The following is an 11,634-nucleotide window of genomic DNA, read 5'->3' as shown; positions in this document are numbered from 1 at the left end:
GCCCATCGTCATCGGCCGCGACCACCTGGACTCCGGCTCGGTGGCCAGCCCCAACCGCGAGACCGAGGCGATGCAGGACGGCAGCGACGCCGTCTCCGACTGGCCGCTGCTCAACGCCCTGCTCAACACCGCCGGCGGCGCCACCTGGGTCTCGCTGCACCACGGCGGCGGCGTGGGCATGGGCTACTCCCAGCACGCCGGGGTGGTGATCGTCGCCGATGGCACCATTGAGGCCCACGCCCGCCTGGGCCGGGTGCTGCGCAACGACCCGGGCACCGGGGTGATGCGTCACGCCGACGCCGGCTACGAGATCGCCAAGCAGTGCGCCCGCGACAACGGTCTCGACCTGCCGATGCTGGACAAGTAACGCCCATTTTCACGCCAAGGGCGCCGTCTCCGGCGCCCCCCATCGGGAGAGAGACCATGCAACCCCTCAAGGGTGTGACCGTAATCGACCTATCGCGTTTCCTGGCCGGTCCCTACTGCACTGCCATGCTGGCCGACCTGGGCGCCGAGGTGATCAAGATCGAAACGCCCCAGGGCGATGACAGTCGCCAGATCGGGCCCTTCATCGAGGGCGAGAGCGTCTACTTCTCGCTGCTCAACCGTGGCAAGTACAGCCTGACTCTCGATCTCAAGAGCGACGAAGGGAGGGAGCGCTTCCATGCCCTCTGCGCGACCGCCGATGTTCTGGTGGAGAATTTCCGCCCCGGCGTGGCGGCACGGCTGGGTATTGACGAGGCGAGCCTGAAGGCGATCAATCCCGGCCTCATCTACTGCTCGATTTCTGGCTTCGGCCAACAGGGACCGCTGAGCGCCAAGCCGGCCTACGACATCATCGCCCAGGCGCTCTCCGGGATCATGTCGGTCACCGGCGAAGAGGGCGGGGCACCAACCCGGGTCGGTGAGTCCCTGGGGGACATCTGCGCCGGCCTCTTCGCCAGCTGGTCGATCTGTGCGGCGCTGTTCGGGCGCGAGCGCGACCCGGAACGTCAAGGGAGCAGCCTGGATGTGTCGATGCTCGACTGCCTCTTCTCCATGCAGGTCACCAACCTCTCCCAGTTTCTGGCCAGCGGCGCGGCACCGGGCCCGGTGGGCAACCGCCATCCGTTGTCGGCGCCCTTCGACAGCTTCCGGGCCCAGGATGGGCAGGTGATCATCGCCGTGGCCAACAATGCCCTCTTCGCCAGGCTGGCGAACTGCCTGGGGGAGCCCGAGTTGGCGGAGGATGAGGCCTTCTGCAGTGACGAGCGGCGCAACGCCAACCAGGCGGCTCTCAAGGCGCGTATCGAGGCCTGGGCCGGGCAGTACAGCGTCGAGGAGGTCTGTGAGCGTCTCGATGCGGCGGGCGTGCCCGTCTCGCCGATCTGGGATATCGCGCAGGCCGCGGCTTCTCCCCATGCCGCCGAACGGCAGCTGCTGCCGCGCATCGGCGAGCGGTCGGGCTCGCCCCAGCCGGTGTTCTTCAACGGCCACAAGCCCTATAGCCACCGCCCGGCACCCGCCCTGGGCCAGCACAATACGCTCTTCGAAGAGGTGACCTGCCATGAACTTTGAACTGACCGCCGATGCCATTGCCTTTCAGGATGCTGCCCATCGCGTATCCGCCGAGGTGCTCAAGGCCAACGCCAAGCGCTATGACGAAACCGGCGACTTCTGCCGCGAGAGCCTCGATGCCCTGGGGGAGCTGGGCTTCTGGGGGATGAACCTGCCTGATGCCTATGGCGGCTTCGATCCGGGCAGCATCGCCATGTCCCTGGCGGTGGAGGAGGTGGCCTATCACTGTGCCGCCACCTGCTCCTCGCTGACCGCCCACTTCCTGGCCACCGACTCGGTCCTGCTGGGCGGTACCGAACGGCAGAAGCAGGAGCTGTTGCCGCTGTGCGCCAGCGGGGAGAGGCTCGGCGCCTTCGCCCTGACCGAGCCCGGTGCCGGCTCCAATCCGGCCGAGATGCGCACCAAGGCGGTGCGGCGCGAGGGGGGCTGGCACCTCACTGGCACCAAGCACTACATCACCAATGGTGCCTACGCCGATTTCCTGGTGGTCTATGCCAAGACCGACGAGAGTCAGGGCCACAAGGGCATCTCGGCCTTCCTGGTGGATCGCCATACCTCGGGTATCCAGTTTTCGAGTCCCGAGAAGACCCTGGGGCTGCGTGGTAGCCACATCTATGAGATCAGCTTCGATTGCCAACTCTCCGAGGCCACGCTGCTGGGGGAGGAGGGGCAAGGCTTCGCCACCGCCATGGCGGTACTGGATCGTGGTCGTGTCGAGGTGGCGGCCATGAGCGTGGGTATCGCCCGTGCCGCCTATGACGACTCCCTGACCTGGGCCCGGGAGCGGGTGGTGGCCGGCAAGCCGCTGTGCAGGCACCAGGGCATTCAGTGGATGCTGGCCGAGATGCACACCCAGCTGGAGGCGGCCAAGCTGGTCACCTATCAGGCGGCAGCGGCCCGGGACTCAGGTGGTCGTTTCAGCCTGGAGTCGGCGGTGGCCAAGCTGTTCGCCTCCGAGGCGGCGGCCAAGATCACCGATAGCGCGGTGCAGGTGCACGGTGGCTACGGCTATATCTGTGACCTGCCCATCGAGCGTTACTACCGGGATGCACGCATCACTCGCATCTTCGAGGGTACCTCGGAGATCCAGAAGATCATCATTGGCCGGGCCATCACCGCCTGAGCTCGATTGCCACAGGAGTCGAACGATGAAAATCCTCGTCGCGGTCAAACGCGTCATCGACTACAACGTCAAGATCCGGGTCAAGCCGGATCACGCCGACGTCGACCTCACCAACGTCAAGATGGCCCTGAACCCCTTCTGCGAGACCGCCGTGGAAGAGGCGGTACGCCTGAAGGAGCGCGGGGTGGCCACCGAGGTGGTGGCCGTCACCATCAGCCCCAAGGCGGCCCAGGAGCAGCTGCGTACCGCGCTCGCCCTGGGTGCCGACCGGGCCATTCATGTGGAAACCGACGCCCCCGTCGAGTCGCTGGCCGCCGCCAAGGTGCTGGCCAAGGTGGTCGAAGCGGAGCAGCCGGGGCTGGTGATCCTCGGCAAGCAGGCCATCGACAGCGACAACAACCAGGTCGGCCAGATGTTGGCGGCACTCGCCGGCTTGCCCCAGGGCACCTTCGCCTCCGAGGTGGTGGTGGAGGGTGACAAGCTGCAGGTGACCCGCGAGATCGATGGCGGCCTGCAGACCGTTTCGCTTTCCCTGCCGGCTATCGTGACCACCGACCTGCGCCTGAACGAGCCGCGCTATGCCAAGCTGCCCGACATCATGAAGGCCAAGAAGAAGCCCCTGGACGTCAAGACTCCGGCGGACTTGGGCGTCGAGGTGGCCTCCAAGGTGAAGCTGCTCAAGGTCGAGCCGCCGGCGGAGCGCCAGGCCGGCATCAAGGTGGGCTCCGTGGATGAGCTCGTGGACAAACTCAAGAACGAAGCCAAAGTTATTTGAAAACAGTGCTTTGAAAGGAGCGGATTGCATGAGCATCCTGGTACTCGCCGAACAGCATAACGGGGAATTGAGCTCGGCCACGGCACATATCGTGGCGGCTGCCCAGCAGGTCTCACAAGCCGGTGGTGGCGATATCGACGTGCTGGTGGCGGGCGAGAGTGTCGGCGCCGTGGCGGAAGCAGCCGCCAAGCTGGACGGCGTGCGCAAGGTGCGCGTGGCCGACCACGCCGCCTACGCCCATCAGCTGGCCGAGCCCACCGCGGCGCTGCTCGCCGAGCTCGCCTCCGACTACACTCACATGCTGGCGGCGGCCTCCACCACCGGCAAGAACGTGCTGCCGCGCCTCGCCGCGCTCAAGGACGTCAGCCAACTCTCCGAGATCATCGCCGTGGAGAGCGCCGATACCTTCCAGCGGCCGATCTACGCCGGCAACGCCATCGCCACGGTGCAGAGCGCCGATGCGCTCAAGGTGATCACCGTGCGGACCACCGCCTTCGACGCCGTGGGCTCTTCACAAGATCAGGGCGGTAGCGCCGACATCGAGACGGTCGACTTCGTGGCCGACAACGCCCAGTCCACCTTCGTCAAGGAAGCGCTGGCCCAGTCCGACCGCCCCGAGCTGGGCGCGGCTCGGGTGGTGATCTCCGGCGGCCGCGGCATGGGCAGCGGCGAGAACTTCCAGCTGCTCGAGGGCATCGCCGACAAGCTGGGCGCGGCCATCGGCGCGTCGCGCGCCGCGGTGGACGCCGGCTTCGTGCCCAACGACATGCAGGTGGGCCAGACCGGCAAGATCGTCGCCCCCGAGCTCTACATCGCCGTGGGCATCTCGGGGGCCATCCAGCACCTGGCGGGCATGAAGGACTCCAAGGTGATCGTCGCCATCAACAAGGACGAGGAAGCGCCGATCTTCCAGGTAGCCGATTACGGATTGGTCGTCGATCTGTTCCAGGCGCTGCCGGAGCTCGAGCAGAACCTGTAGGGGCAATGACCTGAAAGGAGGCTTCCAGGTTGCGCCTTTGCCGGCGCAACTCGGTCGCGTATCCCTCCCCCGCACCAAGCGGCGGGGGTAGCCCCTATTCGATGCTATGATCAGGCAAGGACGAGGTCACTTCGGAGGGGGTATGATCGCACTGCTGGAGAATGCGCGAGAGGATATTCAGGCACTGTGTCGTAGTTATGGTGTCCGTCGTCTAGCGGCGTTCGGGTCGGCTGTAGCAGGTGATTTCTCCGACGCCAGCGATCTGGATTTCCTGGTGGAGTTCGAGCCCGAGCTATCCCCTGCCGAGATGGCTGACTCCTTCTTTTCCCTCAAGGCGGCACTGGAAACGCGGCTCGAGCGACCGGTTGACCTGGTGACGCCCCATGCGCTTTCCAATCCGTGGTTCCGGCAGAGTGTCGAGCAAAGCGAGGCCCTGCTCTATGCGGCGTGATCCGCGAAAATATCTGCATGACATGCAGCTTGCCGTTGAGCGCATTCGTCGATTCACCCAAGGCAAGACCTTCGAGGACTATCTGGCCGACGATCTCTTGCAATCCGCCGTGGAGCGCCAATGCGAGATTCTCGGCGAAGCGGCCAACCAGCTGTCGAAGCTCGATCCTGTGCTGGCCGACAAGTTATCTGACCTTTCGCGTATGGTCGCTTTCCGCAACATGCTGATTCATGGCTATGCGGTCGTGGATCCGCGAATCGTCTGGGGTGTCGTGGAAGGCCAGCTTCCCAAACTGGAGGAACAACTGGCCCAACTGCTGGAGTGATCCCCACACGTCAGCGCGCCTCGGCCTCACGATCGCTGGTGCCGGATGGGGTTGGCCTGGCGCCGCCCGTGGCGCGGCGGCGCAGTATCCACTTCTCCGCTTCCACCACCAGGTAGAGGGCCAGGCTGGCGACCAGGATCACCGCCCAGTGACCGAGGCCGAGCCCCTCGCTGCCGAAGATCAGCTGCATGAAGGGCAGGTAGGTCCAGCCCAGCTGCAGCGCCATGATGATGCCGATGGAGAGCCACACCGGACGACTGCCGAAGATGCCGTCCAGCGACAGGGTGCTGGCCAGCAGGTAGCGGCTGTTGATCAGGTAGGCGGCGCTGCCCATCACCAGCATGTTGACCGCCCCGCTGCGGGCCAGGTCGAGGCTGCCGCCATGGGCGAGGATCCAGCCGAACATGCCGTACACCCCGGCGAGCAGCAGCAACGAGACGAACACCACCCGCCACAGCAGGAAGAGATCGAGCAGGGAGGCGTCCGGGTCGCGGGGCTGACGGGACATGATGTCCCGTTCGGCGGACTCGAAGGCCAGCGCCAGGCCCAGGGTGACGGCCACCACCATGTTGACCCACAGCGCCTGCAGCGGGGTGACCGGCAGCTGGGTGCCGGCCAGCACGGCGAGCATGATGGCCAGCCCCTGACCGCCGTTGGTGGGCAGGATGAAGGTGATGGTCTTGCGGATGTTGTCGTAGACCTTGCGGCCCTCGCGGATGGCGCCGACGATGGTGGCGAAGTTGTCGTCGGCGAGCACCATCTCGGCGGCCTCCTTGGCCGCCTCGGTGCCCTGGATGCCCATGGCCACGCCCACGTCGGCGCGCTTGAGCGCCGGGCCGTCGTTGACGCCGTCGCCGGTCATGGCGCAGATGCCGCCCCTGGCCTGCATGGCCTTGACCAGGCGTAGCTTGTGCTCCGGCGCGGCGCGGGCGAAGACGTCGACTTCCTCGATGATCGCCTCGAGCTCGGCGTCGGACATCGCCTCGATCTCGCGGCCGGAGAGGGCGCGGTCGGTGTGGAGGAAGCCCAGCTGCCGGGCGATGGCCTGGGCGGTGACGGCGTGGTCGCCGGTGATCATCACCGGCCGGATACCGGCCGTCAGGCAGTCCTTGACCGCCTCGATGGCCTCGTCCCGGGGCGGGTCGAGCAGCCCGACGAGGCCCAGCAGCACCAGTCCCTGTTCGGCGTGTTCGTCGTCGAGGGCCTCGACTTCCTGCAGCGGCTTCTCGGCCAGCGCCAGTACCCGCAGGCCGCGGGAGGAGAGGGCATGGATGCGCGCTTCCCACTCCGCCGGGTCCAGTTCGGTCTCGCCGCCGTTGTCGCGGACCCGGTGGCACATCTCCAGCAGGCGGTCCGGGGCGCCCTTGACCAGCAGCCGCTGTTCCCCCTCCACCTCGTGCAGGGTGGCCATGTACTTGCGCTCGGACTCGAAGGGAATGGCGTCCTGGCGGTCATGGTCGCCGCGCAGGGTGCGTGCCTCGAGCCCGGCCTTGGCGGCGGCGACCACCAGGGCGCCCTCGGTGGGATCGCCGTGGATCGTCCAGCGCCCCTCCTCCTGGGCCAGCTCGGCGTCGTTGCACAGCACGCCCACCTTGAGGAAGTGACGCAGGGCATGATGCTCGTCGAGGTTCAGTGTCCCGCCCTCGGGCTTGCCGGCCTCGCCGGCCCGGAAGAAGCCGCCCTCCGGCGCGAAACCGGTGCCCTCGATATGGATCTCGCCCTCCGGGAGCCAGATCGCCTGGGCGGTCATCTCGTTGCGGGTCAGGGTACCGGTCTTGTCGGAGAAGATGGTCGAGATGGAGCCCAGGGTCTCCACCGCTGGCAGGCGGCGAATGATGGCGTTGCGCCGCGCCATGGTCTGGACGCCCAGCGCCAGGCCGATGGTGACGATGGCCGGCAGGCCCTCGGGAATGGCGGCCACGGCCAGCCCCACGGCGGCCATGAACATCTCGCCCAGAGGCTGGCCGTGGACCAGGACGCCGAAGGTCCCGGTCATGGCCGCGGCGATCAGGATGCAGATCGCCAGGACGCGCCCGGCGCGATCGATCTGGCGCAGCAGGGGGGTCTTGAGCTTCTCGACCTCGCGCAGCATCTCGGAGATGCGCCCGATCTCGGTATGGGCGCCGGTGGCCACCACCAGGCCGCGGGCCCTGCCCTGGACCACGATGGTGCTGGCATAGGCCATGCCGGTGCGGTCGCCCAGTTCGGCGTCCTCGGCCACCGCCTCGGTCGCCTTGTCCACGGCGCTGGACTCGCCGGTCAGGGAGGCCTCCTCGGTACGGAAGCGGCGCGCTTCGAGCAGGCGCAGGTCGGCGGGTACCCGATCGCCGCTCTCCACCAGCACGATATCGCCGGGCACCAGCTGCTCGGCGGGAATCACCCGGCGCTTGCCGTCACGCAGGACGTTGGCCTGGGGCGAGAGCATCCGGCGGATGCTGTCCAGGGCCTGCTCGGCCTTGCCCTCCTGGAGGAAGCCGATCAGGGCGATGATCAGCACCACGCCGAGGATGGCCGCAGCATCGAGCCGGTGGCCCAGGCCCAGGCTGGCGATGGCGGCGACGATCAGCACCAGCATGAGAATGTTGTTGAACTGCGCCAGCAGGCGCTTCCACCAGGGGCGGGCCTCGGCCTGCTGCAGCTGGTTGAGTCCATGGTGCGCCAGGCGTCGCTGGGCTTCGCGGCTGTCCAGGCCCTGCTGGCCGGCCTCGAGGTATTGCAGGGCCTGGTCGGTGGACAGGGCGTGCCACTCCTGGCGGTCTGGCGATGGCGGTGTGGTCATCCCTTACCTCCGGCGGGGTCGAGGTTGCCTTTCCGCTTGTAGCATAGTCTTTGCTGCAGCGCAGTGATGCAGATCAAGGTCACGAGGTGGGATGACCAGGGACCGTGACGGTCTGCCCCCCTGGAGGCGCCCTGTCAGTTCTACAGCAGCATGGCGGCGACCCAGCCGAAGGCGATCAGCGGGATGTTGTAGTGCAGGAAGGTGGGCACCACGCTGTCCCAGATATGGTCGTGCTGGCCGTCGGCGTTGAGGCCGGCGGTGGGCCCCAGGGTCGAGTCCGAGGCCGGCGAGCCGGCGTCGCCCAGGGCCGCGGCGGTGCCGACCAGGGCCACGGTGGCCAGGGGCGAGAAGCCGAAGCCGAGTGCCAGGGGCACGTAGAGCGAGGCGATGATCGGAATAGTCGAGAAGGACGACCCGATGCCCATGGTGATGAAGAGCCCGACCAGCAGCATCACCAGGGCCGCGAGTCCCTTGTTGTCGCCGATCAGCTCGGCGGAGCCGGTGACCAGGCCCTCGACCTCGCCGCTGGCCTGCATCACGCTGGCGAAGCCCGCCGCCGAGATCATGATGAACCCGACCAGGGCCATCATGCGCATGCCTTCGGTGAAGATGCCGTCCTGCTCGCGCCAGCGGAAGACGCCGCTCACCGAGAGCAAGGCGAAGCCGAACAGCCCGCCCAGCACCATGGAGCCGGTGATCAGCTGCAGGGCCACGGTGCCGCCCAGCGCCACGGCGAGCACGCCGAGCTGCCAGGGTGCCAGGTGCGTCGCCGCCTCGGCGGGCGTCTCGTCGCCGTGGGCCAGGTCGCGATCCTGGTAGTGGCGCGGCTTGCGATAGCTCCACAGCACGGCGACGGCCAGCCCCAGCGCCATGCCGCCGATGGGGATCACCATGGCCAGGGGCACCATCTGGCGGGTCACCTCGAGGCCCAGGGCGGCGCCGCTCTCGTTGAGGTTGGCCAGCAGGATGTCGTTCAGGAAGATGGCGCCGAAGCCCACCGGCAGCAGCATGTAGGGGGCGGTGATGCCGAAGGTGATGACGCAGGCCGCCAGGCGCCGGTCGAGTTTCAGGTGGTTCATCAGCTTGAGCAGCGGCGGCACCAGCACCGGGATGAAGGCGATATGCACCGGGATCAGGTTCTGGGAGCTCACCGCGGCGGCGAGCAGGGCCGCCAGCAGGGTATAGGTGACGGTGCGGCGGCTGCTTCCCGACTCGTCGAGGTGGAAGCGGCGGATGGCGCGATTGGCCATCAGCTCGGTGATGCCGGAGCGGGCCAGCGCCACGGCGAAGGCGCCGAGTACCGCGTAGGAGAGGGCGATGGTGGCGCCGTTGCCGAGGCCGTCATTGAAGGCGTCGAGGATCTCGGCCAGCGGCATGCCGGCGTAGAGGCCGCCGACCAGGCTGGCGACGATCAGGGCGAAGACCACGGAAACCCGGGCAAGACTCAGGCCGACCATCACCAGGATGGCCAGAACGATGGCATTCATGGAACAGGCTCTTGTCGTTGAGGTGGAAGGCGATGACCGCCCCCAGGGCGCGGCCGTGGGGGCGGGGGAGAAGCGGCGTCAGTGAAGGCTCGGCAGCATACCGGCCGGCACCAGCGGGCTCAAGGTGCGGCTGGCGAGCAGTTCGGTGGCGGCCTCGATGTCCGGGGCGAAGAAGCGGTCCTCGGCGTAGTGCGCCACGCGCTCGCGGAGGAGTCGACGGGCTTGCTCCAGCGTCTCGGAGGTCTGCATGCCGTTGCGCATGTCGAGGCCCTGGCAGGCGGCCAGCCACTCGATGGCAACGATGCCGCGTACGTTGTCGGCCATCTCCCAGAGGCGCTTGCCGGCGGCCGGGGCCATGGAGACGTGATCCTCCTGGTTGGCCGAGGTCGGGAGGCTGTCGACGCTGTGCGGGTGCGCCAGGGCCTTGTTCTCGCTGGCCAGCGCCGCCGCCGTCACCTGGGCGATCATGAAGCCGGAGTTGACACCGCCTTTCTCCACCAGGAAGGGCGGCAACTGCGACATGTGCTTGTCCATCATCAGCGAGATGCGTCGCTCGGCGAGGGAGCCGATCTCGGCGATGGCCAGTGCCAGGTTATCCGCGGCCATGGCCACCGGTTCGGCGTGGAAGTTGCCACCGGAGAGGATGTCGTCGCCGTCCACGAAGACCAGAGGGTTGTCCGACACCGCGTTGACTTCCACCGCCAGGACCTCGGCAGCCTGACGGAGCTGGGTCAGGGCGGCGCCCATCACCTGGGGCTGGCAGCGCAGGGAGTAGGGATCCTGCACCTTGTCGCAGTCGGCGTGGGAGTCGCTGATCTCGCTGCGTTCACCCAGCAGGTGACGGTAGGTCGCGGCGGCATCGAGCTGGCCGCGCTGGCCGCGTGCCTCGTGGATGCGCGGGTCGAAGGGCGAGCGCGACCCGAGGGTGGCTTCCACGGTCAGCGAGCCGCACACCATGGCGGCGGCGAACAGGTCCTCGGCCTCGAACAGGCCCTTGAGGGCGTAGGCGGTGGAGACCTGGGTGCCGTTGAGCAGGGCCAGGCCCTCCTTGGGTGCCAGTTGCATCGGCGCGAGCCCGGCGAGCTCGAGCGCCTGACGGGCGGGCAGCCATTCGCCCCGGTGGCGGGCCTTGCCCTCGCCGAGCAGCACCACGCTCATATGGGCCAGGGGCGCCAGGTCGCCGGAGGCGCCCACCGAGCCCTTGAGCGGGATGTGCGGATAGACCTCGGCGTTGATCAGACTGATCAGGGCGTCGAGTACCTCGCGGCGGATGCCGGAGAAGCCGCGCGCCAGGCTATTGACCTTGAGCACCATGATCAGGCGCACCAGGGCGTCCTCCATGGCTTCGCCGACGCCGGTGGCGTGGGAGAGCACCAGGGAGCGCTGCAGGTCCTCCAGCTCCTCGCTGGCGATCCGGGTCTGGGCCAGCAGGCCGAAGCCGGTGTTGATGCCGTAGACGGTGCGATTCTCCGCCACGACGCGGTTGACGCAGTCCACGGAGCGCCGGATGGCGGCGTCGGCACTGGCCGGCAGGCTGACGGGCACCTGGGCCTCGTAGACCCGGCGCGCCTGGGCCAGGGTCATCTTGCCGGGGTGGATCTCGAGATGGGGCATGAAATGGCTCTCCTGAGAAAGAGTGTGCGGCGTAGAGCGATGAGCTAATCCGGCGACAAGCCTTCGCGAGGGCGCTGTGAACCCGTCCCTGGGCGCTACTTTTTCCTTCCCTGGAAAAAGACCCTCGCTTCGCCTTGTCCCCGGCGCACATCGCGCCCAGCGTTTTTAGCGGCGCTCTTACCTATCGAGCATCGGCAGGTCGAGTCCGTTCTCGCGGGCGCACTGCTTGGCGATCTCGTAGCCGGCGTCGGCGTGGCGCATCACCCCGGTGCCCGGGTCGTTGCGCAGCACCCGGCCCAGGCGGGCGTGGGCCTCAATGGTGCCGTCGGCGACGATCACCACCCCGGCATGCTGGGAGTAGCCCATGCCCACGCCGCCGCCGTGGTGCAGCGAGACCCAGGTGGCGCCACCCGCGGTGTTGAGCAGGGCATTGAGCAGCGGCCAGTCGGAGACGGCATCGCTACCGTCCATCATGGCTTCGGTCTCGCGGTTGGGGCTGGCCACCGAGCCGGAGTCCAGGTGGTCGCGGCCGATGACGATGGGG

At 67.7% G+C, this 11,634-nt stretch carries 9 protein-coding genes and 2 pseudogenes; 7 read left to right on the top strand and 4 right to left on the bottom strand.

Features of this window, described 5'->3' with window-relative positions; translation table 11 throughout:
- From AC5W54_RS21895 to AC5W54_RS21865, 7 genes and pseudogenes are all read left to right on the top strand, one after another.
- Positions 1 to 367 (top strand): annotated as a pseudogene (locus AC5W54_RS21895) (urocanate hydratase); the annotation flags it as partial.
- A gap of 56 nt (positions 368 to 423) precedes the next feature.
- Positions 424 to 1,557 (top strand): CaiB/BaiF CoA transferase family protein, encoded by a 1,134-nt coding sequence (locus tag AC5W54_RS21890; protein WP_495964220.1) that lies wholly within the window; start codon positions 424 to 426, stop codon positions 1,555 to 1,557.
- Positions 1,547 to 2,680: an acyl-CoA dehydrogenase family protein gene (locus tag AC5W54_RS21885; RefSeq protein WP_495964219.1), complete on the top strand. Its 1,134-nt coding sequence runs from the start codon at positions 1,547 to 1,549 to the stop codon at positions 2,678 to 2,680. Before AC5W54_RS21890 ends, AC5W54_RS21885 begins: the two co-directional genes overlap by 11 nt.
- Before the next feature lie 25 nt (positions 2,681 to 2,705).
- A complete protein-coding gene (locus AC5W54_RS21880) occupies positions 2,706 to 3,455 on the top strand; it encodes an electron transfer flavoprotein subunit beta/FixA family protein (RefSeq protein ID WP_495964218.1) in 750 nt (249 codons plus the stop codon).
- 28 nt (positions 3,456 to 3,483) lie between these two features.
- Positions 3,484 to 4,434, top strand: a complete 951-nt coding sequence (locus tag AC5W54_RS21875; RefSeq protein WP_495964217.1) for an electron transfer flavoprotein subunit alpha/FixB family protein — start codon at positions 3,484 to 3,486, stop codon at positions 4,432 to 4,434.
- A gap of 142 nt (positions 4,435 to 4,576) precedes the next feature.
- Positions 4,577 to 4,885: a nucleotidyltransferase family protein gene (locus tag AC5W54_RS21870; RefSeq protein ID WP_495964216.1), complete on the top strand. Its 309-nt coding sequence runs from the start codon at positions 4,577 to 4,579 to the stop codon at positions 4,883 to 4,885.
- Positions 4,875 to 5,210 carry a HepT-like ribonuclease domain-containing protein gene (locus AC5W54_RS21865; RefSeq protein ID WP_495964215.1) on the top strand — a complete coding sequence of 112 codons (336 nt, stop codon included), beginning with the start codon at positions 4,875 to 4,877 and terminating at the stop codon, positions 5,208 to 5,210. Before AC5W54_RS21870 ends, AC5W54_RS21865 begins: the two co-directional genes overlap by 11 nt.
- Before the next feature lie 10 nt (positions 5,211 to 5,220).
- On the opposite strand, the gene AC5W54_RS21860 is transcribed toward AC5W54_RS21865, so the two are convergent.
- The 4 genes and pseudogenes from AC5W54_RS21860 to AC5W54_RS21845 form a co-directional block, all read right to left on the bottom strand.
- The gene (locus AC5W54_RS21860; RefSeq protein ID WP_495964214.1) at positions 5,221 to 7,989 is read right to left on the bottom strand and encodes a cation-translocating P-type ATPase; all 2,769 of its coding nucleotides are present in this window, start codon (positions 7,987 to 7,989) and stop codon (positions 5,221 to 5,223) included.
- Positions 7,990 to 8,129: 140 nt separating this feature from the next.
- Entirely contained in the window at positions 8,130 to 9,476 is a 1,347-nt protein-coding gene (locus AC5W54_RS21855; RefSeq protein WP_495964213.1) for a Na+/H+ antiporter family protein, read from the bottom strand.
- A 78-nt stretch (positions 9,477 to 9,554) separates the two neighbouring features.
- Positions 9,555 to 11,090 (bottom strand): histidine ammonia-lyase, encoded by a 1,536-nt coding sequence (gene hutH / locus AC5W54_RS21850; RefSeq protein ID WP_495964212.1) that lies wholly within the window; start codon positions 11,088 to 11,090, stop codon positions 9,555 to 9,557.
- A 177-nt stretch (positions 11,091 to 11,267) separates the two neighbouring features.
- A pseudogene (locus AC5W54_RS21845) lies at positions 11,268 to 11,634 on the bottom strand (urocanate hydratase); the annotation flags it as partial.

The organism is Halomonas sp. LMYGS-3, from assembly GCF_059509875.1.
The sequence above is the reverse complement of the archived record's forward strand: the minus strand, read 5'-3'. Positions and strand labels throughout refer to the sequence as shown.